Below are 23,291 nucleotides of genomic sequence, written 5' to 3'. Positions count from 1 at the left end.
ACGCTAATTCGAAAGATCTAAAATCCTCAGATAATGAGCATAATCACAATTGTTGGAGCTCGTCCCCAGTTTGTTAAGGCCGGAACGGTTAGCCGTGCGCTCCGAAGCGCAGGGCTAAAAGAGATTATTGTTCACACCGGGCAGCACTTCGATTACAATATGTCACAGGTGTTTTTTGATGATATGGAGATACCCGAACCAGATTACAACTTGGAGATAAATAGCTTGTCGCATGGTGCAATGACCGGGCGTATGCTTGAGGCCATTGAGAGAATTCTGCTGAAGGAGAAACCCTCACTTGTACTGGTGTATGGCGATACCAATTCGACATTGGCAGGAGCGCTTGCCGCTCAAAAGCTGGCAATTCCCGTGGCACACGTTGAGGCCGGGCTGCGTTCGTTCAATATGGCTATGCCCGAGGAGACCAACCGTATACTCACCGATAGAATTTCGACTCATCTGTTTTGCCCCACCCAAGTTGCTGTTAACAATCTGAAAGCCGAGGGCTTTACTAATTTTGGATGCAATATTCACAACGTAGGCGATGTGATGCTCGATGCCGCGCTATACTACAGCGAGCGATCGGCCCAAAAATCAACAATAGTTAGAGATATTGGTTTGGAACCCAATCCAGTACTTGCAACAATGCATCGGCAGGAGAATACCGATAACCCCCATAACCTTAAGGGAATTATTGATGCTTTAAATTCAATTCACAGCGAAAGACAAGTGGTTGTTCCTCTGCATCCCCGAACCAAAAAAATAATTGAGGGAAGTGGGATTAAGATGAACTTCACCATTATCCCACCTGTTGGTTATTTTGATATGATAGAGCTGCTAAAGCACTGTGCGTTGGTAATAACCGATAGTGGTGGCCTGCAGAAGGAAGCTTTCTTTTTCAGTAAAGGATGCGTTACCCTAAGGGATGAAACCGAGTGGACCGAGCTAGTTGATGGTGGGTACAATGTTTTAGCCGGGTCGAATAGTGAAACCATTGTAGATTGTTACAAGATGATGTTGAGCACTACTCCAGATTTTAGCGCACCTCTTTATGGTTCAGGTGATGCATCAGTGAGAATTGTCGATAGGTTAAAACAGGGATAGACTATGCTAAATGTAACTACCATAAAGTTAAAAAAGCGAAAGTAATAAAGGTACTTTCGCTTTTTCTAATGCAATCTATACAACAATTAAATCACCCCTAGCTTTTTACCAACCTTGGTAAAGGCCTCAATGCACTTGTCCAGATGCTCCTTGCTGTGAGCCGCTGATACTTGCACTCTAATGCGAGCCTGTTCCTTTGGAACAACAGGGAAGTAGAATCCAATAACGTATATACCCTCGTTAAGCAGCTCGGCAGCCATAGTTTGCGATAGCTTGGCATCGTAAAGCATAACGGCAACAATAGCACTCTGGGTGGGCTTTATGTCGAAGCCAGCTTCTTGCATTGCCTTAACAAAGTACTGAGTGTTATCCATCAACTTATCGTGCAGCTCGTTGCTGCTCTCAAGCATTTTAAACGTCTCTATGCCTGCACCCACAATGGCAGCCGGCATTGAGTTGGAGAAAAGGTAGGGGCGAGAGCGTTGGCGTAGTAATTCTATAATCTCCTTGCGTCCAGTGGTAAATCCACCGCAACCACCGCCAAAGGCTTTGCCTAGCGTTCCGGTAATAATATCGATCTTGCCTCTAATGTTGAATTGCTCTGTAACACCACGGCCTGTATTGCCCACTACGCCAGCCGAGTGGCACTCGTCAACCATTACTAGGGCGTCGTACTTTTCTGCTAGTTCGGCAATCTTATCCATAGGGGCTACGTTTCCGTCCATTGAGAATACGCCGTCGGTAACAATTATGCGGAACCGTTGCGCTTGGGCTAGCTTAAGCTGCTCCTCAAGGTCAGCCATGTCGGCATTCTTGTAGCGGTAGCGCTGCGCCTTGCAAAGCCTTACCCCATCGATAATGGATGCGTGGTTTAGTGCGTCGGAGATGATGGCATCATCCTCGGTGAGTATAGGCTCAAAAACACCTCCATTGGCATCGAATGCGGCGATGTAAAGGATGGTGTCCTCGGTACCAAAGTACTCCGAGATGCGCTTTTCGAGCTCCTTGTGAATGTCTTGCGTTCCGCAAATAAACCTAACCGACGAGACCCCGAAGCCGTGAGTGTCCATGGCATCCTTAGCGGCTTGCACTAGGCGAGGATGGTTTGAGAGGCCAAGGTAGTTGTTAGCGCAAAAGTTAAGCACCTGCTGGCCATTGGTTTCAATCTCAATACCCTGCGGGGTTGTTATTACCCGTTCGTTCTTGTACAATCCGTCATCCTTAATTCCCTGTAGCTGTTGCTGAAGGTTCTCTTTAATTTTGCCGTACATATTTTTATAGATTTATGTGATTTTTAAAATACTGATTAACAAAAATACAGAATTATTTTTCAACCCCACTGGATTATTGTCAGGTTGTCAAACTTGCGAATAGCTTGCCCTGTGCCAGTATTTGACTGCTTCGCAATGCAAGCGTTTAGTAATGAGGGTGAAAATATTCAGCAAATAATTTGCGAATAGTATTGTTTTGTGTTTAAAATTACATACATTCGCACTTTATCAACAGGTTCTTAACATCTCACCCAAAAACCCAAAAGTTGCTATGCCTTACCGTCGTTTACCAAACACCGATACAGCTCGCTTACGAGCACTAAAAGCGGCAGTGAATAAAGGGCGCGAATTGCCTCCCTTTAAGCTGGCATTTAGCCAAAGCGCATTCACCAAGGCCGACCTTTTTATTAATAGCTATGAGAAGGCCATTGCTACTTACAAAGCAGCCTACAGCAAGCAAACCGAGCGAAGCAAGGAGTATCAGGCTGTAGCCAAAAAGGCAAGGTTGTACCTCTCACATTTTATTCAGGTGCTCAATATGGCCATATCACGAGGTGAGTTGCCCGAGGAAGTTCGCCAGCTTTATGGAATGGATATAGATGAGCGCAAGTTGCCCAACCTAACGGCCGACAAAGATCTTCTAGAATGGGGTAAAATGATTATACAGGGCGAGACAAGTCGAACTTCGCGTGGACAGCAGCCCGTAACCAATCCAACCATTGCTGTAGTAAAGGTTCGCTACGAGAATTTTGCCGAAGCATATAACCATCAGCGTATCCTACAGCAAAACACAAATCGGAGCCAGGCAGAGCTCGAAGAGCTTCGTAAGAAGGCCGATGCCATTATCCTTGATGTATGGAACGAGGTGGAGGAGACATTCAAGAGTCTGCCCGACCATGAGCGCAGGGAGAGAGCACAGGAGTATGGCTTGGTTTATGTGTACCGTAAGAATGAGATTAAGGGACTTCAGATGTTGGAGCGAAGCCTGATTGATTTGGATGCCTAACCCGCTCGCGCCAAACCACCCATAGCATCAACCCGGTAATAGCAAGGCTAAATACACCAGCTTGCCACATATCCGATATATTGCCAAATGTATCGAGTTGGGGAGGAATAACTCCACGTCCAATTAGGAAATATACCATTACAGCCAACCCGTTGTTCACTAAGTGAGCAACAATAGGTGCCCAAAGAGAACCGCTCCAAAAGTACAGGTAGCCAAATAACATCCCCAGAAGTAGTCGTGGAATAAACCCTTGAAATTGCATATGTATTGCGCTAAATATGGTGGCTGCAACAACAATTCCCCAAAATGCATTGCCTGTCCATTTAATTAAATACTTCTGGATTAACCCTCTAAAGAATAGTTCCTCGGCCAATGCCGGCATAATAGCCACAACAAAAAGGTTAATGCCCATCACCCCCACATTATCGGTAATAAGAATTTGCTTAGTTATACGTGCAGCCGCTTGCTCCATTTCTAGCATCCACTCTGGTAGTGGTATTTGTGCATTAAGCGAAGCAATTAGGTTAACTCCCGGAATGAAAATAATCATTAGCACAATTGAGTAAATCGCAAAGTGTTTGCTTATGCACTTAACACCGAGGTATTGCAATGGTGAGCTGGAGCTGAAGAATGCTACCACTAGGGCGGGAAACATGAATAGTCCAAAGGTTTGGAAAGTTTGAAGCACCCTTAAGGCCATTAAACCCTCGGGGGTTGATGTGTCGGGTCCACTAATTACCCCCGAGGCAATGCCACCAAATACAATGGCATTTATAAGCGTTCCAAGTGCGATGAACACAAAAAAACCAGCCAAAGCCAGTAGCATAGATAGAATGATGCCCTTTACGGGCGAGAGCTCTTTCTGAAAGAAATGGTTCATGAGCGATTCGCTAGAATTTCCAGAAAATTGAAACATCATACCTTAGGTTGGTTACTATACGCGAAGGAATATCAATGCTCTGGCTTTCTGTGTTGCTTGCGGTCCAAACCCTTTCGGTAAGCTCATAGCTAATCGATTTGTTACTTACCATTGCATTGCACGTTATCTCCAGCCCAAAGGTGCTGCTTTCGAGTTCAAAGATATCGATACCTAGAGTAATTTCGGGCATTACGAAAAGGAATAGATTACGGTTTGCATTGTATTCCAACTCGCGGCGGATATTCGAGTTGAGTTTCTTTTGCCCAACCAAAATGGTGAATGGTACATTTTGACTTGCCCCTACGCAAAGCGAGCCCAAAAGGGTAGCTCGCCCCCAACGTAGTTCCAGGTATGAGCCGCCGTATAAGCCCAAGTGGGAATATCTTATAATTGGTTCTGGTATATACTGGTTTGGCGTGAAAAGAATGTAGCCGCTAGGGTAGTTGTTGAAGAAGTCTTTATAGCTGTTGCTTACCAGCTGGTTGGATGTAAACCCCCCTGCCAAAAAGCCAAGATTCGGTTTTAGATGATATAGTAAATTGCCTTTTATGTGGTACGATGTGTTTTCGAATCGATATCCCCTAAAGTCAACAGAGAAATTGTTGCTCAGCCCTAGGGACAGCATAAGACCAAAGTGAGAGTTGTTTGTGGAAATATGATCTAAAAAATCGAAATCGGATGTTTGGGCTTTCCTTTCATGCCAAGCCCTGTTGTGTCCGTACCAATAGGCAACCTTGTTGAATTGGAAAAAACGTTGTGCTTCCAGCACCGTTGGGAGGACAACGAGTAGGCACAGGGTTGCCATGCTTTTTTTTAGTTTCATAGGTGCTAACTAATTACTATGATGTTGGGGGTTGGTACAATGAGGGTCTTTCCGTTATCTAGCAGAAAGTGCAATTCAAAGCTTAACGAGCTGCTGCTTGGCTCCTGTGTAAGGAAGAAGTCGATGGAGATTCTTGGTTGCCAGTAAAAATCAAAGCTATTAAGGGCATCAACTACTTTCTCCAGGGTGTAGTAAAGGGTGTTCGAGGTGTTGTAGTTATCAATTTCAGCAACAAATAGGTCAGTCACCTCGTCGGTTGTTTTAATCTCATCGGTTAGATCTTGTAGGGCGAAAATTCTAATGCTTTCCAAGCGTGTTTGTAGCACGTAGGTTTCGTTGCACGACAAGGCATAAGCAGCTTGAATTGGCGAGAAGGGTTTAGCCTTGCTGTGCGCATAGTAATCGTAATCGTAGTAATCGGTTGTGTCGTATAACGTAACCCTAAACGCAATGGCCTCGCGAGGTTGAAACTCACTGGAACTTTGTGTGGGTTTTTCGCCAGTATTATCAATAAGCGTAACCGATGCAGAATTGATGCTAATGGGCATTTCGAATTCGCACCCTGGGCATCCATAAAAAATGGAAAGGCCTGCAAACACCATCAGGATGGCAAGTGAGCGAATGGCTAATTTTATAATCTTCATATTTTGAAATGGAATTACTCAAAATTATACATTTATTCGAAAACCTAATTATACACCCTCACATTTTTAGTGATTTTTGAGGTGAACTTCGACAAACTCTGCCTATTTTTGTAGCCCAAAATTTTTGATTTACAGTGAGAATACACAACATAGATTTAGGCGATAAACCACTTCTGCTTGCTCCCATGGAGGACGTAACCGACCCCTCGTTTCGCTACCTGTGCAAGCGCTTTGGGGCCGATATGATGTACACCGAGTTTATTAATTCCGATGGCCTAATACGCGATGCCGAGAGTTGCCAAAAGAAGCTTAATATTGTCGATGCCGAGCGACCCATTGGCATTCAGCTGTATGGGCACATTATTGAGAGTATGGTGGAGGCGTGCCGTATGGCAACCGAGGCAAACCCCGAGGTTATTGATATCAACTTTGGTTGTCCTGTAAAAAAGATTGCCAACCGGGGAGCTGGCTCGGGCATAATGAAGGATATCCCAAAGATGGTGGAGATGACCCGACAAATTGTTAACGCAACCCACCTGCCTGTAACCGTAAAAACACGCTTGGGCTGGGACGATAGCACCAAGCAGATTGTAGAGATTGCCGAACGCCTCCAGGATGTGGGCATAAAAGCGCTCACCATTCACGGGCGTACCCGTGCGCAGCTTTACAAAGGCGAAGCCGACTGGACCCTAATTGGCAAGGTAAAGACCAATCCACGGATGCAAATCCCAATTATTGGTAATGGAGATATTGATGGGCCCGAGAAGGCGGTGGAGTACTTCAATCGTTATGGCGTTGACGCCATTATGATTGGCCGTGCAACCTATGGCCGCCCATGGATTTTTAAGGAGATTAAACACTACATACAAACGGGCGAGCTCATGAAGCCCTTTACGGTGGAGGAGAAGGTAACTATTGCAAAGGAGCATTTGGCCAAATCTATGGAGGTTAAGGGCGAACGCCGCGGAATACTTGAGCTGCGCCGTCACCTAACCAGCTACTTCAAGGGCCTGCCAAACTTTAAGGAGTTGCGCCTTAAGCTGGTAACCACCGATTGCCCCAACGAGCTAAGTGAATTGCTATCGCAGGTTGCCGAGCGGTATGCTGGCTTTATTCAGGATCAGAGCATTAATCCATCGCCATGGGCGTAGCGATTGTTTGAGTTCAATAAGCTTTGTGCGTAATTGCGAACCCTACATTATTTGTCGATATTCTAATAGTTTGTTTCAACCTAAATAAAATATAGCCATAGTCTTGAAGATAAAACCATTACTAAACTCAACCATCTTTCTTGCCATTGTGGCCTGCATACTGTGGTCAACCGCCTTTGTGGGCATTAAGATTGGTCTTAAATATACTTCACCCTTTCAGTTTGCGGGAATTCGTTTTTTTATTTCGGGACTGCTAATTCTCCCATTTATCCCCAATTTGCGAGCAAAGCTAGCTGCTGCCAAGCAAAATATCTCCAAAATTCTACTGGTGGGCTTTGTGCAAACCTTTCTGCAGTACGCACTTTTTTACAGAGGGGTTGATATGGTTCCCGGTGCGCTGGGTGCTATGATCATTGGCTCGGGACCACTTTTTATAGCCATAGTTGCTCATTTCTTCATGCCTGGCGATACGCTTAACCGGCGAAAGGTGGTGAGCATCTTGGTGGGGCTTTTGGGTATTGTAGTTATTAGCCTTGGGCGCAAGCAGATGGGTGCTGTTGGTACTATGGCGAGCGTGGGTATTCTAATACTAATTGCCAATAACCTGCTGGCAGGCTTTGGTAATATGCTGGTTGCTACCGATAAGCGTCGTATTCCGCCACTAGTGCTCAGCTCATTCTCTATGCTTTTTGGTGGTGCTTTGCTTTTTGGCTTGGGGTTGGTAACCGAGGGTTACCAGTCGGGGTCATTCCCGCTGGAGTATTGGCTATCGCTAGGTTGGCTTAGCTTCCTTTCCGCTGCAGCCATATCCATTTGGTACACATTGCTTAAACGTCCTGGCGTTAAGCTCTCTACCCTTAATATGTGGAAATTTATTATTCCCGTGCTTGGTGCTGTGCTAAGCTGGCTGCTGCTGCCCAACGAGCATCCTACGCTAATTGCTGTTTTGGGAATGGTGCTGGTGGGGCTATCGCTGGTAATACTAAACTGGAATATTCGTAAGCGCGGGCTATAACCCTTTTGTAAGTCCGAGCGCAACTATGCTTCGGCAGGTGTTACACTGTGCTAGCCGAAGTGCTCAGCAACCGTCGCACTCGGATTATTTCGTTCTGCAGGGATACAGCCCTTAGCCCAACGAGGAATCTGAAATTGTAAATAGGCAGGGGCTGTCAATAACCCTGCCCTTTAGGGCAGGGGAAAAATCTTTAGTAAAATGGGCTTTAGCCCTTAAATTTAACCCCTCGGTAAAGTTTTTACTATTCCTCTTCTGGCTCAGGTTTACCTGCCAAAGGTGGGTTGCACCAGAGTTGGTCTATCATTAGCAAGTGTTGCTGGTTGGAGACTGCGGCATGCCAATCCTGACAGGTTTTTAAAACCTGTCAGGATTTTTCTCTCATCAACCCAGCAGCAAACCATCAACGGTAATCCTTTACCATTACGTGTTGCTTTTCTGCTAAGTAATTATTTGTTCAATGAACTTGTGTGTGTTTTTTAACACATAAATTTAGGGGGGGGTAATACCGGTATAAAGTGCTACTTTTGTTTACATATATACATTACTAATCACATAATAATATATAAAACAATCAAAAGCATTTATTTAAACCATTACCCATATGCCATTGCAAGGCAATAGGCCATATGGCGGGGTTGATACCGCCCCGAAATTATAAGGTAAACTACTTGGTGCAGGGGATAACCATAGCCCTTAAAGCAAATAAGGAGGGAGGCCAGCAGCAGCCCAAAAGCTGGCAAAAAAAATGCCCCACCCCCATAGAACAACTACTAAATCACTCTGGGAGGTGAGGCCAACTCAACTAATTAATGTCGAATTAAAAACTATTACGATGAGTAGAATTAAAAGTTTTGCAAGTGTAGCAATGATTGCGTTAGCAACAACGGTTTTAACAGTATTTAATAGCGGATGTAGCAAGGATAAGGAATTAGTACCCGATGTCGAAACGGCTAAAACAGAGATGTTGGTTTTTAAGGATTATGAGGAGTATGCGCAAGCAGTAAGTAAAACCAATAGCATGACTGAGTGTGAACTGGTAGAGTATGAGCAGTCTATGGGTTACAAGTCATTTGGGAGGGTATGCGATGAGTTTTATTACTCTATTAATATCAACAAAATTAAGAGTATAGAGGACATTCATCAAATGGTTGAGGTAAATTGTAAATATTTAACTTTCCATACCGATTATACAGGTGAAACCTACTGTTTACCTCAAGAGTTTGATAACGAGGCACGATTTGTGATAAATGAGGAAAAAATGTATGTTATTGGTAACTACGCCTATAAAAAACTTGATAGAGTCTTGGTTTCATCGGAAATTCAGAATATCGCACAACTAAAGCAGATAGAAAATGTTGGCGAGGTGCAGAATAACCCTTTGTTTAAAATTCAAGAAATTGATAAAGAAAAACCAAACACTTCTAAAAAAGAGCAGTATGAAGATCATGATGACGAATGGGTGGGAAATAAAAAATATCGAATAAAACTTTTTATCCAAACAGAAATATTTCATTATACACTACCTGGTAAAGTAGAAACACATAGAGAAACTGAGTATAGAATTACTAACTATCTTCGACGATTGGGAGTATGGTTTCAAACAAAATTGTACACAGATTATGAGATTCATCTAATAAGCATTGACGACAGATCAAATGAAGAAAGAGTTGTAACTACTGATGGATTAAACAAGAATGTTTACGGTGCTGTTCATAGGGGTGATGACAAGTACAAGCAGTCGGATGCACTGACATGGGATTACAAACCCTATTTCTCATATTATTATGCCCATGCTAAAAACAGTATGGGTTGTGAGAAAACATTTCAACAATAAAAATATACGAGAATCGTTAAAATGAGCAAGGTCACTCTTTTGTATTCTTGCTCTTTTAACTTTTTCAATTTGTTAATTGGGGGATAAACATATTCCTCGAAATTGATTGATATGGTAAGTAAAGATTACAACTAAACCAATAAACCTTATGAAAAGAGCATTAATGGTGTTTGCTATTGTAGTTTGTAGCTTTTTGTACTCGGCTAATTCTATTGCTAGTAATCCCGAAAGTAATAGGCGGGTTTCGATAACCTTAGGTGTTTATGAGGTTACAGCCGAAAAAAGGGGGAGTCAAACTTTAGCAGATGGAAATGTTGCAGAAACATCCCTACCCGAAGCAGCACCAGTTATTAAGGTAAACTTTGATGTTTTAAGTAATTTGCAGGTTGGTACCTATTTAGCATACTCTACCATGCCTCACAAGGCCATACCCACAGGTGGTGTCTATTTAACCAGCAACACCCTATTTTATGGTTTAGCAATTCGGTACGACCTGCTGCCACTGATTACAGGTAAAGATAATCTCCGTTTTAAATTTTCCACCCATGCTAAAGTAGGAGTGGTATCGGCAAAATGGACCGAAGGGGATGGTGAGAATTGGGAGGAATCGTGGAATGGCCCTTTCTCTGAGTATGGTGTTGGGCTAAGCGCAAGTTATTTCTTTACCCAATGGCTGGGTATAAATATAGGCTGCTCGGCGGGGCATTTTTACAACGATAGCAGTTCGAGATTATCAGCTGGTATTGTGATTAAGATATAGCTATAAACAGGGGAGAACTGGCTAGTAATTAATTTTGTATATTTTATAGAACCCAATAATATATTGATTTTCCATCAAACAGTTTCATCTTTCTGCAAAACTGATTTTGCCACAGTTTTGCTACTGAATACTGTGAGTTGTGAACTTCAAAAAAACAACCAAATGAAAAGACTTTTGCTTTTAGCCTCGTTGCTAATATCAATTAACACCTTTGCTCAGGTTAATACCGTGCCCAAAAGGATTAATGCTAAGTTGGGTTTTGCCCTTAGTAACCAAGAGGGCACAAATAGTAACCTCCCAAACTTTAGGGTTGAGGTTAACTATAAAATGCTTCCTTTTATTGAGGTTGGGGTTTACGCAGGGTTTGGTTTCTATGAAGATATACAAATTGTGGGAAGCCGTGCGACAATATCAGGTTACGCAGCCACTAACTATGGGCTGAATGCTAATTTTCATATCCTACCACTAGTTGTTAAGGAGAAGAAAGTACGGTTTGACCTTTATGTTTCGGGGAAACTTGGGGGTATTAATCCCGAAAGAAAAAACTTTTCACCCCTGCCTCATAAGTACTTCTCCGATTACGGGGTTTACGCAGGTGCGGCATATTACCTTACTCGTCATTTTGGTGTTTATGGTGAGTTTGGTTATGGTAGTTATACAAATCTCAGGTACGGTTTATCATTTAAGTTTTAAAATATAACGTATGCTTATAAGTTTTGATAACAAGGGAATACGAGGTGTTGTAGGGTTTTTCTTGGTTTGGGTGTTTCTTTTCAGTAGCTGCTACAAAAAGCTCGACTGGAACCCACCCGAATTTGAGCAAAAGCCCGTTGTTAATGGCGTTATTAAGAGCGGAAGCCCCGTTACAATTCAGGTTTCAAAGGCAGTGAGTTTTACTGCCAAGCCAACCCCTGATGTAGATAACGCTGAGGTTACTCTATACGTCAACAATGAATTAGCCGAAACGCTTGAGTACATTGGCGATGGGCTTTACCAATCGCAGCTCGTTGCACAGGAGGATAGGGAGTACCGCTGTGAGGTTACTATACCCGGCTACCCAACAGCCATATGCTCTACGGTTATTCCCAAGCATCAGAACATAGTAAAATTTGAGCATATCAATAGGGCTGGCGTCGATGAGGAGGGGTTAACCTATCCTGCCGTTAAGGTAACTTTCGATAATTTACCCGATACAACCTTATACTACGAGGTGGCTATTAGGCTTTTTGAGCACGAGGATTATACAAGTGCAGCTCATCCTTTCAATTTTGTTGACCCTGTTCTGCTCAACGAGGGCTTGCCCATAGCCGTGTTTAGCAATGAGTTAATTGAGGGTAGCACCTACACCATGACCATTAATTACTCAACGGGCAGCGCCTCAAACCATAATAATGCTGGCTGGGTAACCAATCTTTACCCTGTACAGGTTGAGTTGCGTACCATTTGCCACAGCTACTACAAATTTATAAAGCAGCAGTACCTGTACGAGGTGGCAACCAGCGAGCCACTACTATCGGTTGGAGTAACGGGTAGTTATAATCTCTATAGCAACGTGCAGAATGGCTACGGGATACTCACAGGGTATTCATCAGTAACATCGGAAATTATTGACCCTAATAACTAAGCATTGTGAAGATTTTTAAATACCTCGTAGCAGCAGCATTGCTTTGTAGCGTATGCTTTTCTGTGGTTGCACAGCAACGTATTGCCGGATTTGTGCGTGATAGCCTCACCCGCGAGGTGCTGGTGGGGGCGCATATAATTGATAGCACCCGTATGCGGGTAGTCCCTACCGATAACACTGGCTATTTCAGCATCAATGTGCAGGCCAACAGCAAGCTAGCGGTATCGTTTGTGGGCTATAAGCCAGCGACAATAAACCTTAATACGCCAACAGATTCGCTCGTAACCATACTCTTGCACCCACAGAATAGTATCGACGAGGTGGTGGTAACCCATACCAAGCGACATACCCATAGCGTGGCATCGCTTAGCAACCAGGAACTGCAGCAGCTGCCCTCGCTGGGGGCAAAGCCCGATGTGATGAAGGCCATTCAGCTACTCCCCGGCATACAGTCGCAGAACGAGGGCTCAAGCACCATTCTGGTGCGTGGTGGCAATCCGGGCGAGAACCTGTACCTGTTCGATAATATTGCGCTAATTTATGTAAACCATTTGGGCGGATTTACCTCGGTTTTTAATTCCGATATTATTAATAATATTAAGGTGTATAAGGGCGGATTTCCATCCTGTTACGGAGGCAAGCTGTCGTCAATTATGGATATTGCCCAACGCCAGGGTAATGTAAACACGCTAAAGGGTGCATACAGCATTGGCATAACCGATGCCTCTTTTCTGCTTGAAGGGCCCACCCCAATAAAAAATTCAACCTTTATTGTTGCTGGTCGAAAAACGCTGGTTGACCCATTACTTGCATTAGCCAGTAAGATTTCGGGTGGGGGCGATTATATACTGTCGTACGGTTTTCATGATGTGAATGGGAAATTTACTTGGCGACCCGATACCCAAAACACCCTAAGCGTAAACCTTTATCAGGGCGATGACTATATAAACTGGTGGTACTATACCCGCAGTAATTCGGGTAGCGAAAGGGCACGGCTCTCAAACGTGTGGGGAAACTGGTTGCTATCGGCCCGATGGAACCGAGTGCACAGCCCTAGTTTATACTCTACGCAAAGCCTTTCATATGTGCGCTATAGGTTGAAAAATAACCAGAATTATTCTAACACCGACCCCGACTCAAAGTTTGAGTTTAAGCGGAACTTTAAATCCATAGTACAGGATATCTCCTACAAGTGGGATTTAAAAGCTGAACTACACGAAAATTTGGGTGTCGATTTTGGCCTACACACTGCATACCTTAGGTACAACCCCAATAATATATACATATCAAACAATCCGGCGGCAACTAGTCAGCCTACCATAAATACGCTTGAACCATCGGCATATTCCGAGGCCAAGCTAGAATTCCCCAAAATACTTTCATTGCGCATAGGGGCACGTGCTGCGGGTTACCTATCGGAGCAGTATAGCACATTTAAAATTGAGCCCAGAGCAAACCTCAACATCCATGTAGGGGCTAACCATACCCTTAACGCTAGCTACATGAAGGCCAATCAATTCTCGCACCTGCTATTTACCCAGGGCGAGATCATGAGCAACGAGGTGTGGGTGCCGGCAGGCAGTGGCATTAGCCCTGCATCAACCCAGCAGGTTGCAGCAGGCTGGCGTGGCTTTTTTGGTAAGGGAATGTGGGATGTTGAGTTGAGCGCATACCACAAAACTTTGCGTAATATTGCCACCTACCGCGAGGGCTACACATCGCTAATGGGCGATGGCAATTGGCGCAACAAGGTAGAGCCAGAGGGCGAGGGCGAGGCCTATGGCGTGGAGCTGTTTGTGCGTAAAACACGGGGAAACTGGACTGGTTTCATGGGGTATAGCTGGTCGCAGTCAACTCGTAAATATCCCAATATAAATGATGGTAAGCAGTATCTGTTCGATTACGATCGGCCGCATAACCTATCGCTTACCCTTAATCGCAAAATTAGCGATAAGATGTCGCTCAGCGCTTCGTGGGTGCTCCAGTCGGGCTTACCCTTTACGCCCGTTTATGGTAGGGCTTATGTGCCAAGCCTAACACGCCTGGGTGATGATACCTACTACTACGAGGCATTTATTTATGGCGAGAGGAATAGCGAGCGTATGCGATTTTACCATCGCCTCGATTTAGCGCTAAATTACACAACCCAAACCAAGTATGGCAACAAGGCGCAGTGGACATTTGCCGTGTACAATGCCTACAACAGGCAAAATCCTTATAGCTATATGTTTACGCACGATACTGAGCAGTACAATACTCGAGTTCCGCGATTAGATTATAATCATGCAGAACCTTACTCGCTCTACCAGTTGAGCTTTTTCCCAATTCTCCCCACCATTTCGTACAAGGTCTTTTTTGATGATATTAAGGCCTTCCGCCAGCTAAAATCAAAAAGAAAGCAGGAACGAAAAGAGAAAAGGAAGGAGCAGGGGAGAGGGAGAAGCTGGTTGTATTTTGATGAGTAATGCTGAGGTGTACTAATGAATTTTTTTACTCACGGGGCGAATATCTGCTTAGCAAACTGTCACCCCGTGAGGAGCCAAACACGGTAACTCTTTGCCTTAGGGTTAGTTTCAGCTAAGCAGTCACCGCTGCCGCGCGTGTCCCCACGCGTGGTAACGAAGCAAAGAAGATGGTTATATTTTCGATGTTGACATAAGTGCTATTATGGCTAGGTAATGTTTTTGCTGGGGCAAAAGCCACACGAGGGGACTCGTGCGGAAGCGGGGGTGTGTTTTATAACACGTAAATACGGGGGGGGGTTATATCGATATAAAGTGCTAGTTTTGTTTACAGAAATACATTACTAATCACATAATAATATTCATAATAAGCAGAAGTTTTTATTAAATCTAATACCCATATGCCATTTCAAGGCAATAGGCCATATGGCGGGGTTGATACCGCCCCGAAATTATAAGGTAAACTACTTGGTGCAGGGGATTACCTTAGCCCTTAAAACAAGTAAGGAGGGAGGCCAGCAGCAGCCCAAAAGCTGGCAAAAAAATGCCCCACCCCCATAGAACAACTACTAAATCACTCTGGGAGGTGAGGCCAACTCAACTAATTAAAGTCGAATTAAAAACTATTACGATGAGTAGAATTAAAAGTTTTACAAGTGTAGCAATAATTACGCTAGTTACAGCAGTTTTAACAGTATTTAGCGGATGTAGCAAGGATGAGGGATTGGTTCCCGATGCTCAAATGGATGAAAAAGAGATGTTGGTTTTAAAGGATTACGAGGAGTATTCATCTGCGCTTAATAAAGTACTTACCCTTGATGAGGACGAACTGAGATTGTGGGAAGAACAACAAGGGTTTAAGTCGTTTGGGAGAATGTGTGATGAAATGTATGAAAATGTTAAGCAAAAAGACTTTACGACTATAGAGGGACTGATGGAATTTGTAAATAATAACAACAGATTCCTGAAACTTGAGAAAATGGAGTCTGGCGATTATGTTCTTGAGGTAGCCTTAGAAAAACATTCGAATCGATATTTGTTAAACAGAGATATGATGTACGCTATTGGGGGGACTGCTTATAAGGTGTTTGAGGAAGGTGTTGCTTCAATAAGTGTGCAGAACAAAGAAATTCTTAAAAACGCTCAAACATTAAAAGAAGTTGAAGCGTGTATGAGTTCTAAACAAAATGATTCAAAAAATAATTATGATATTTCAGTTAAAAACATTTATGGTCCTGGTACATTTTTCGCTACAAAGTGGGAAGAAATTGGTCGTGACGCTGTAAAGACAACAATTAGCTTAGATTATCAGCATAGAACAGAACTTGCTGACCCTATGGATAGCAACAGTTCAGTACCAGTTACATACCGTTATAATATTGTTAAAGTAAGAGGATACGAAAAAAAACTTTGGTGGAGTTATGCAAAAGTTAGCATTAGCGGAAAATTTAAAGTTAGGGCGTTATACAATGGTGTCCCCGAGTACCATTATTGGGATTTCCCCAAAGACTACTGTCGGATTCACGAGCAAATAATTAAAGGAGGTAGAGTTGGTTATGGTTCATTTATTCCTGATCAGACAGTAGATGCATATTATATGTGGGGGAAGAACCATAAAGGAGTTGAGGCTACGAGATCCCTTAACCCACATCTACTTCTTTAGTTAGAATGTTATATTGACATTAGAAAATAAACAATTATCAATTAAGTTCTTAGTTTATATTTTTATGTTTTGATAGATCTTTAATAAATTTTAATCATTAACTGCCATGGGCAACTGCCCATGGCAGTTAATAGAATTTTTTTCTGCAAGATATGGTCTAAATGTTTAATCCTTTTTACAAATAGCAATATAATTCATATGAGAATAGTATCTCTTTTTAGTTTACTTTTTGTCTTAAGCTTCTCCCAAGCTCAAGAAAGTTACCTTTACAAACGGACAAACATAAAACTAGGTCACAGTACCAAACCTGATTATATGAATTCGCTTAAAAGGCTAACGCTAGGGAATTTTAGGTTAGAGGCTAACCAAGGTGTATCTAGATTTGTAGAACTTGGTGCATATGTTGGGTATAGCCGGTTTGGTAATGTTCAATATCAGGAGGGATTTGACCCCGCTGACAATACCACATGGGATGCTGACTATATATACTCCGATGCATACTCATACGGTATTACTGCTAATTTACACTTATTACCCTTTATAGCCAAAAATGAAGAACCTCGGTTCGATCTCTATTTAACTGCAAAATTTGGTGGGCTAAGTCTGGTGGCGCCAGAGGGTAGTGTTTTCAGAGGGCATGGCATTGATTATGGCCTATACGGATGCGCTAGTTTTTATCTTACCCGATACTGGGGCTTATTTGCAGAGCTTGGGTTTAATAATTGGATTAGAAGCCGTAAGCTAGAGTCTTGCCTCAGGTACGGTATAACTGTTAAGTTTTAATATACTTTTATGAGTACCAAAAAACCTTTACAATATATACTAACCGGTATGTTTGCCAGTTTGTTGCTGATTGTTGCCATGCCCTCATGCGACAAAGAGGTAGATTGGGAATTTCCCAGCCACACTCCCAAACCAACTATCAGTGGAATAGTTGAAGCAGGAAAACCGGTGTGGGTGCATATTTCGTTGTCGGGTAGTATCGACTCAGCGCAGCTAACCGATGTAACCAATGCCCTGGTGCATTTGTATGAAAATGGTCATCTCCTCGAGACCCTAGAGCATACCAGCAACGGTTTATACACCTCATCCTCCGAGGCGCAGCAGGGAAATGAGTATAAATGCGAGGTCAGCGTCCCGGGCTACGAGCTGGTTTCGGCGACAACCATTGTTCCCTTGGCTGCACCCATAGAGAAAGTTAAGTTTATTAAGAACGCTTGGTTTAACTACTGGGGCGATTTGCAAAATGCAGTGGAGGTTACTTTTAGTAAGCACGATGCAAGTTACCTTGAGGTTGTTGTATGGAGCGATAGTGAAAGGCGCGTTACCCCTGCCAATATTGACGATCCCGTACTCCTTAGCGAGGGGCTTGATTTGACCCTCTTTAACACCAAGTTTGTGCCAACCGATACCTACACCATGCGTATTAACCTCCAAATAGAAGACTATACTCCGATTGTTGTTGAGCTACGCTCGGTATGCAAGCATTACTATAGCTATCAAAAGCAGCTCTCGCTTTATGGCGATGCGCTATATCCCGACTTTTTTACGGGTGCTTTACCTTCAATTCCGCTCTACTCAAACGTAAAGGGCGGTTACGGCATTTTTGCCGGATACTCCAAGGCGGTTTCCGATACCATTACTCCACAAATGAATGTAGCCAAAACCCTGTTGTAATTAATTGCTTATTTTATAAAGAATGCGTTACATAAAACTCCTAATTGCTGCGCTACTGATATCTAGCGGTAGTTTGTATTCGCAGGTGCGGATATCTGGATTTGTCCGCGATAGCCTATCGCGCGAGGTGCTAGTTGGTGCACATGTAGTTGAGGATGGTACTAGCCGAGCCGCTATTGCCAATGCCAAAGGCTACTTTAGCATTACCCCAATGGGTAGGGGCACTATTACAATTTCATACGTTGGTTATACGGCCAAAAAGTTTAAAGTAAATTTTACAAACGATACGCTTATTGAGGTTTTGTTATGCCCCGGTAATCAGATTGATGAGGTGGTGATAAGCCATACTCGGCGTCCACCTTTTAATGTGGCTACTCTTAGCCAGCTCGAGCTTCAGTCGGTTCCCTCCTTGGGGGCGAAACCCGATGTGATGAAAGCTATTCAGCTGCTGCCCGGAATACAGACACAAAGCGAGGGGTCGAGTTTGGTGTTGGTTAGGGGCGGAAATCCCGGCGAGAACCTATATCTGCTCGATAACGTTGCCCTAATATACGTGAACCACTTTGGCGGGTTTATGTCGGTTTTTAATCCCGATATGATTAATAGTATTGATGTCTACAAAGGTGGCTTCCCAGCTAAGTACGGTGGCAAACTCTCTGCCATAATGGATATATCGCAGCGAGAAGGAAACCCAACCTATACCAAGGGCACGCTTAGCCTAGGGCTTACCGACATATCGGCAAGCATTGAGGGGCCTACTCCAATTGCCAACTCAACATTTATTGTTACCGGCCGAAAAACCCTTACCGATCCGCTTATGCTTTTGGCAACTAGCCTTATTGATAATGGTAAATATAAGTTTTACTATGGTTTTCATGATATCAACGGCAAGTTTACCTGGCGACCAAATAGCAAGAACTCTTTTAGCCTAAACATTTATCATGGCGACGATTATTTGAATGTTAAGAACACTTACACCAGTTCTCAGTATCAGCAGTTTTCTAATATGAAGAATGTTTGGGGAAACTGGATGGTGTCGGCTCATTGGAACAGGGTGCACTCCCCAAAGCTATACTCTAACCAAAGTCTTTCCTACGTTCGTTATAGGCTAGGTGAGAATAATCAATTCTCAATTTCATCTCTAACCGATACTATTTCTCAGGGAATGGAGTATCGCTCATCGGTACAGGATATGTCGTTCAAATCGGGTTGGCAATACGAGTTGCTACCCAATTGGACTTTGCATGCTGGTGCGCAAGCAACACTGCTCTTGCATAGCCCAAACAATATGGTTAGCTCAGCGCAAACCGAGATGTTTGGCGAGCCTACAATAACCTCAACCGAATCGGCTTTATATCTTGAGAATCAAATTAGGTTTCTAAAAGTTTTCGAGGTACAGGCAGGATTGCGAGGCGTGGTTTTTGCTAACAAAGGTTTCTCGCATATTGGGCTTGAGCCCCGGCTTAACCTCGACGTTAGACTGAACCCAAACAACAAGCTCAATTTTAGCTATATGCAGGCTTCTCAGTATTCGCATCTGCTCTTTACATCGGGCGAAGTGAATAGCAACGAGGTGTGGTTGCCATCGGGTGCCGATATTCCAAATGCTAGTACCTCTCAGCTAGCTGTGGGGTGGAAGGTGAACTTTGCTAACGGAATGTTTGATGCTGAAACTAGCTTTTACCACAAAACCCTTAGCAACCTTGCAAACTATCGCGAGGGATACACCAACCTCATGGGCGATGGGTTTTGGCGTAACAAAGTGGTAACCGGAGGAATAGGAAAAGCCATTGGGGCAGAGGTGCTGGTTAGGAAAAACTACGGCAACTGGTTGGGCTTTATTGGCTACACATGGTCGCGTACAACGCGCCAGTTTAGCGAGATAAATAATGGTGTTGAGTATCTTTTTGAGTACGATAGGCCTCATTCGGCAACAATTAGCATAAGCCGTAAACTCACTAAAAAACGTTACTTACAGCCAGCTGGGTTTACCAAACAGGGTTGCCGTTTACCCCAGTAATAGGTAGGCACAATGCCCCTTACATAAGAAGTTCCTCTCCCAATGACCTCGATGCATATGAAGTTTTACTTTACGGAGAGCGTAACAGTGCACGTATGCGTAATTACCACCGTCTCGATCTTGGTTTGCAGTATAATACTCATACGCGTAATGGCAATAAATCTCAGTGGACTTTCTCAATATACAACGCCTATAACCGCCAAAACCCTTACGTGTATTTTTACCTCGAAAAGTCTGCCATGTCAGATAGCCAAAGCCAAGAGTTAGGGCTTTATCAAAAGAGTTACTTCCCTATTATACCATCCTTTTCCTACAAAATATTTTTCGATAGAAAGGAACGGCTCGATTTAGAGCCAAGGGAAAAGAGTCCATGGTATAGGAGACTATTTTACCACTAAATTGCATTAGTGCTAACTTACAGACGGGCTGACTCCTTGCTAGGCAAGGAGTCAGCCCGTCTGTATTTCTATATAGAGCCTAATATCTCCGCAAATTCAATCTGGTCGAACGGTTGAGTAGCAGTGTTTTGGGGATATTATCTAACTCCGTACTTTTTCTTAAGCATTATTCCTAAAACCAGCCCTATTCCCGCAAGGGTGCCTCCTATAATAAATGCTGGGCTATAGCTACCTGTCGAATCATAGAGCCATGATCCCAGAATTGAAGCAATTGCCCCGGTACCAAAGGCTGTATATACTATTCCGTAGTTCATCCCAAGGTTCTTGGTGCCAAAATTTGTAGCGGTTATACTAGGGAATAACGCCATGGATGCTGCAAAGCCCCATCCTAAAAATCCGGAAAAGACATACAGTACGGCTTGACTGGTTGCAAAGCCAGGAAACAAGAAGAACGTTAGAGTTTGTAGAACATATGTAACAATTAGAACTTGTAGTGCCCCAAATTTATCCCCCAATAACCCTGCTAATGGTCGTCCAAAACCATTAAAAAAAGCAAAGATAGATAGGGCAAAGGCAGCATTCACCGGTTCAAGTTTTACCACCTCCGTGCCGTAGGGAATAATTAAAGTAAGACATACAAAGCCGCCAAAAAGGATTAGCGTAAAAATTGTCCAGATATACCAGAATTTGGGGCTTCTAAGCATTTCTCTTGAAGTGAACTCGCCCACAATATGCGTTGATTTTTTTGTGCAAGTGTCGGAGCTCCAATTATTTGGTTTCCATCCTGTGGGTGGATTTCTTGTTAGCCACGACGCAAACAGTGAGATTGTTGTGGTAATAATTGCAATTATAAGGAAGGTTTGTTCAATTCCATATTCAGGGATAAGAATTTTTGCTTTTAAGGGTGCCCAGATAACCGCAGATAAACCCATGCCTGTAACGGAGATAGCCATTGCAAACCCTGGGAAATCGGGAAACCATTTTCTTGCAGGTGGTATAGCACAGGCATACCCGATTCCTCCTGCAGTTCCTCCAATTAAACCATAGGTTAGAACCAGGTACCATGTGTGTGGAAATTTTCCAACAAAAGATGCAAGGGTATACGATATTAGAAATAGTACAGCAGCCAAAATTCCTGTTTTTCTGGGCCCAATTCTATCCTGCAATCTTCCAGCAGGAATTGTCATAACTGCCGACAAAAAAATAAAAACAAGAAAGGGTATATTAGCCTCTGTTTTTGTCCATCCAAATCGTTCAACCATAGGGTTAATGAACGAACCCCACGCATAGGCTGTCCCAACCATTAGCGTAAACAAAAATCCTGCAACAGGAATGCTCCATCTCGAAACAAAGAAAGGTTTTTTCATGTTTATTAGTTATTGTTTGTGTGTAGTTTAATTCTTAGAAAAAGCCACAAATATAGTTTTTACAATTGTTTTGAATTGAACCTAAACTTCACATTTAAATAATTGTAGATTTTCTTATTCAAGAAAGCAGGATCAATATGCCACTTCATGTTTCCCGTAAGGGCCTAATTTAAAGTAACCTCGCAAGCATAAAAAAAGCGCGATTCAAACCGCACTTTCTTTAGCAATATGTTTGCAGAGATTACTGCTGCGAACGGCAGTACATCTTAAGCATGGGTTCGGCAGGTTGGTAGTTTAGCTCTACGGCGCGCCTAAAGTCGTTGCAGGCACCTTCGGTATCCCTAACATTCATCCGTGATATACCCCTGTTGTAGAATGCCTCGGCATTTCTGCTATCGCGACTAATAATGTAGTCGTAATCGGGAAGCGCTTCTTGGTGCTGCCCAAGAATTGCCTTTGATACGGCTCTGTTGTAGTAGGCCTGGGCAAACTCCTTATCAAGCTCAATAACCTTAGTGAAATCGGTAATGGAGCCCTTGTAATCCTGCTGCATTGCTTTGGCTATGCCTCTTCCGTAGTATGCTCTCTTGTAGGTAGGGTTGAGTTCAACGGCCTTTGTAAAATCGGAAACGGCTTGGCGGAAATTGTTCTTCTTAAGATGTGCACCACCCCTTGCCCCGTAGGCAAGATCGTAGTTGGGGTCGAGCTTAAGTACGCGGTTAAATATATCGATGGACTCATCAACCTTGTTGAGGTTGTGTTTAGCCTGGCCAAGTTGATAAAGCGTCTCCTTATCGGTTGCATCATGCTCGGCGGCTAGGGTGAGGTCACTCTCGGCGCCTTCAAAATCCTGTATTTTAAGTTTGAAAATTCCACGCTGCTTATAGGCATCGGCAGGTGCGTCGGCGCCCTCAATCATCTTGTCGTAGTCGGCTATGGCCCCCATAAAGTCGTCGAGGTTCGCCCTTGTTTCGCCTCGGCTGTAAAAAGCTTCAAGGTTCGATCCGTCCAGCTCTATACTACGGTTGTAGTCCTTGATGGCGGCATCGTAGTTGTTTTGAGCAGCAAAAAGTAGTCCCCGTTGATAGTAGGCGGCAGCGCTACTGTCGTTCATCTCAATGGCTCGGTTTATGTCCTGCATTGCATCATCGAGCGTCCTGAGCTTACGCTTTGATATCCCTCTTTGTAAAAAGTAGTCGAAATGGCCAGGGTTTAGCTCTATGGCCTTATTGAAATCGGTTATGGCAATAGAGTCAAGGTCGAGAGCCAGGTAGGCTTCGCCTCGGGCAAAGTAGTAGTTGGCAATACTGCTCTTGTACCTTATGGCCTTGTTGTACTGCTCAATGGCCTGCTCGAATTGAGCCGAGTCGGCGAGCTCGCGTCCGCTATAGTATGCCTTTTTGGCCAGCTGGGGCCTAAGGGTGACGAAGGTTGCGCCGGCAACAACAAGAAGAATAAAGAATGCAATGGCTGCTTTTTTCATAAATCGATGGGTTTGTTCTAGCACAAAGTTAAATATTTTTGGGTATTACATTATGATGTGAGGTAAAATC

The 23,291-nt window shown here is 43.6% G+C and carries 20 protein-coding genes; 14 read left to right on the top strand and 6 right to left on the bottom strand.

Going from position 1 to position 23,291, the window contains the following annotated elements; genetic code table 11:
- The first annotated feature begins 33 nt into the window (after positions 1 to 33).
- The gene (gene wecB, locus G8O23_RS03045; RefSeq protein ID WP_166361624.1) at positions 34 to 1,104 is read left to right on the top strand and encodes a non-hydrolyzing UDP-N-acetylglucosamine 2-epimerase; all 1,071 of its coding nucleotides are present in this window, start codon (positions 34 to 36) and stop codon (positions 1,102 to 1,104) included.
- An 86-nt stretch (positions 1,105 to 1,190) separates the two neighbouring features.
- Here wecB and kbl read toward each other — a convergent pair whose 3' ends face one another.
- Positions 1,191 to 2,375: a glycine C-acetyltransferase gene (kbl, locus tag G8O23_RS03040; RefSeq protein WP_166361622.1), complete on the bottom strand. Its 1,185-nt coding sequence runs from the start codon at positions 2,373 to 2,375 to the stop codon at positions 1,191 to 1,193.
- Positions 2,376 to 2,646: 271 nt separating this feature from the next.
- On the opposite strand from kbl, the gene G8O23_RS03035 reads away from it, so the two are divergent.
- A complete protein-coding gene (locus tag G8O23_RS03035; RefSeq protein ID WP_166361620.1) occupies positions 2,647 to 3,381 on the top strand; it encodes a hypothetical protein in 735 nt (244 codons plus the stop codon).
- Here G8O23_RS03035 and G8O23_RS03030 read toward each other — a convergent pair.
- Genes G8O23_RS03030 through G8O23_RS03020 form a run of 3 tightly spaced genes read right to left on the bottom strand, consistent with a single transcriptional unit; the run spans position 3,332 to position 5,767 of the window.
- On the bottom strand, positions 3,332 to 4,300 hold the full coding sequence (locus tag G8O23_RS03030) for a CPBP family intramembrane glutamic endopeptidase (protein WP_166361618.1): 969 nt from the start codon (positions 4,298 to 4,300) through the stop codon (positions 3,332 to 3,334). The genes G8O23_RS03035 and G8O23_RS03030 overlap by 50 nt on opposite strands.
- The gene (locus tag G8O23_RS03025; protein ID WP_166361616.1) at positions 4,272 to 5,123 is read right to left on the bottom strand and encodes a hypothetical protein; all 852 of its coding nucleotides are present in this window, start codon (positions 5,121 to 5,123) and stop codon (positions 4,272 to 4,274) included. The genes G8O23_RS03030 and G8O23_RS03025 overlap by 29 nt, the downstream gene beginning before the upstream one ends.
- A 5-nt stretch (positions 5,124 to 5,128) precedes the next feature.
- A complete protein-coding gene (locus tag G8O23_RS03020; RefSeq protein ID WP_166361614.1) occupies positions 5,129 to 5,767 on the bottom strand; it encodes a hypothetical protein in 639 nt (212 codons plus the stop codon).
- A gap of 134 nt (positions 5,768 to 5,901) precedes the next feature.
- Between G8O23_RS03020 and dusB the strand changes: the two genes are divergently transcribed.
- The 12 genes from dusB to G8O23_RS02960 all read left to right on the top strand — a co-directional run bounded on the left by dusB (position 5,902) and on the right by G8O23_RS02960 (position 20,371).
- Complete coding sequence (gene dusB / locus G8O23_RS03015) at positions 5,902 to 6,918, top strand: tRNA dihydrouridine synthase DusB (protein ID WP_166361612.1); 1,017 nt, start codon at positions 5,902 to 5,904, stop codon at positions 6,916 to 6,918.
- 103 nt (positions 6,919 to 7,021) lie between these two features.
- Positions 7,022 to 7,933, top strand: coding sequence for a DMT family transporter (locus G8O23_RS03010; RefSeq protein ID WP_166361610.1), 912 nt, complete (start codon positions 7,022 to 7,024; stop codon positions 7,931 to 7,933).
- Between the two features lie 832 nt (positions 7,934 to 8,765).
- Positions 8,766 to 9,767, top strand: a complete 1,002-nt coding sequence (locus G8O23_RS03005; RefSeq protein WP_166361608.1) for a hypothetical protein — start codon at positions 8,766 to 8,768, stop codon at positions 9,765 to 9,767.
- Positions 9,768 to 9,915: 148 nt separating this feature from the next.
- Positions 9,916 to 10,527: a hypothetical protein gene (locus G8O23_RS03000; RefSeq protein WP_166361606.1), complete on the top strand. Its 612-nt coding sequence runs from the start codon at positions 9,916 to 9,918 to the stop codon at positions 10,525 to 10,527.
- Between the two features lie 162 nt (positions 10,528 to 10,689).
- Complete coding sequence (locus tag G8O23_RS02995) at positions 10,690 to 11,220, top strand: outer membrane beta-barrel protein (RefSeq protein WP_166361604.1); 531 nt, start codon at positions 10,690 to 10,692, stop codon at positions 11,218 to 11,220.
- A gap of 10 nt (positions 11,221 to 11,230) precedes the next feature.
- Complete coding sequence (locus G8O23_RS02990) at positions 11,231 to 12,151, top strand: DUF4249 family protein (RefSeq protein WP_166361602.1); 921 nt, start codon at positions 11,231 to 11,233, stop codon at positions 12,149 to 12,151.
- A gap of 5 nt (positions 12,152 to 12,156) precedes the next feature.
- Positions 12,157 to 14,616 carry a TonB-dependent receptor gene (locus tag G8O23_RS02985; RefSeq protein ID WP_166361600.1) on the top strand — a complete coding sequence of 820 codons (2,460 nt, stop codon included), beginning with the start codon at positions 12,157 to 12,159 and terminating at the stop codon, positions 14,614 to 14,616.
- Positions 14,617 to 15,244: 628 nt separating this feature from the next.
- Positions 15,245 to 16,276 carry a hypothetical protein gene (locus tag G8O23_RS02980; RefSeq protein ID WP_166361598.1) on the top strand — a complete coding sequence of 344 codons (1,032 nt, stop codon included), beginning with the start codon at positions 15,245 to 15,247 and terminating at the stop codon, positions 16,274 to 16,276.
- Positions 16,277 to 16,591: 315 nt separating this feature from the next.
- A complete protein-coding gene (locus tag G8O23_RS02975) occupies positions 16,592 to 17,059 on the top strand; it encodes a hypothetical protein (protein WP_166361596.1) in 468 nt (155 codons plus the stop codon).
- Between the two features lie 9 nt (positions 17,060 to 17,068).
- On the top strand, positions 17,069 to 17,953 hold the full coding sequence (locus G8O23_RS02970; RefSeq protein WP_166361594.1) for a DUF4249 domain-containing protein: 885 nt from the start codon (positions 17,069 to 17,071) through the stop codon (positions 17,951 to 17,953).
- Between the two features lie 22 nt (positions 17,954 to 17,975).
- Positions 17,976 to 19,973 (top strand): TonB-dependent receptor, encoded by a 1,998-nt coding sequence (locus tag G8O23_RS02965; protein WP_166361592.1) that lies wholly within the window; start codon positions 17,976 to 17,978, stop codon positions 19,971 to 19,973.
- Between the two features lie 95 nt (positions 19,974 to 20,068).
- On the top strand, positions 20,069 to 20,371 hold the full coding sequence (locus G8O23_RS02960) for a hypothetical protein (protein WP_166361590.1): 303 nt from the start codon (positions 20,069 to 20,071) through the stop codon (positions 20,369 to 20,371).
- Positions 20,372 to 20,508: 137 nt separating this feature from the next.
- Here the strand turns inward: G8O23_RS02960 and G8O23_RS02955 are convergent, their stop codons facing one another.
- Together G8O23_RS02955 and G8O23_RS02950 are read right to left on the bottom strand one after the other, a co-directional pair.
- Entirely contained in the window at positions 20,509 to 21,738 is a 1,230-nt protein-coding gene (locus G8O23_RS02955) for an L-lactate MFS transporter (protein ID WP_166361588.1), read from the bottom strand.
- Positions 21,739 to 21,979: 241 nt separating this feature from the next.
- The gene (locus G8O23_RS02950; protein WP_166361586.1) at positions 21,980 to 23,221 is read right to left on the bottom strand and encodes a tetratricopeptide repeat protein; all 1,242 of its coding nucleotides are present in this window, start codon (positions 23,219 to 23,221) and stop codon (positions 21,980 to 21,982) included.
- Between the last annotated feature and the right edge of the window lie 70 nt (positions 23,222 to 23,291).

This window comes from Perlabentimonas gracilis, assembly GCF_011174675.1.
Lineage (GTDB): Bacteria > Bacteroidota > Bacteroidia > Bacteroidales > Tenuifilaceae > Perlabentimonas > Perlabentimonas gracilis.
This window is presented reverse-complemented; position numbering and strand designations above follow the sequence as displayed.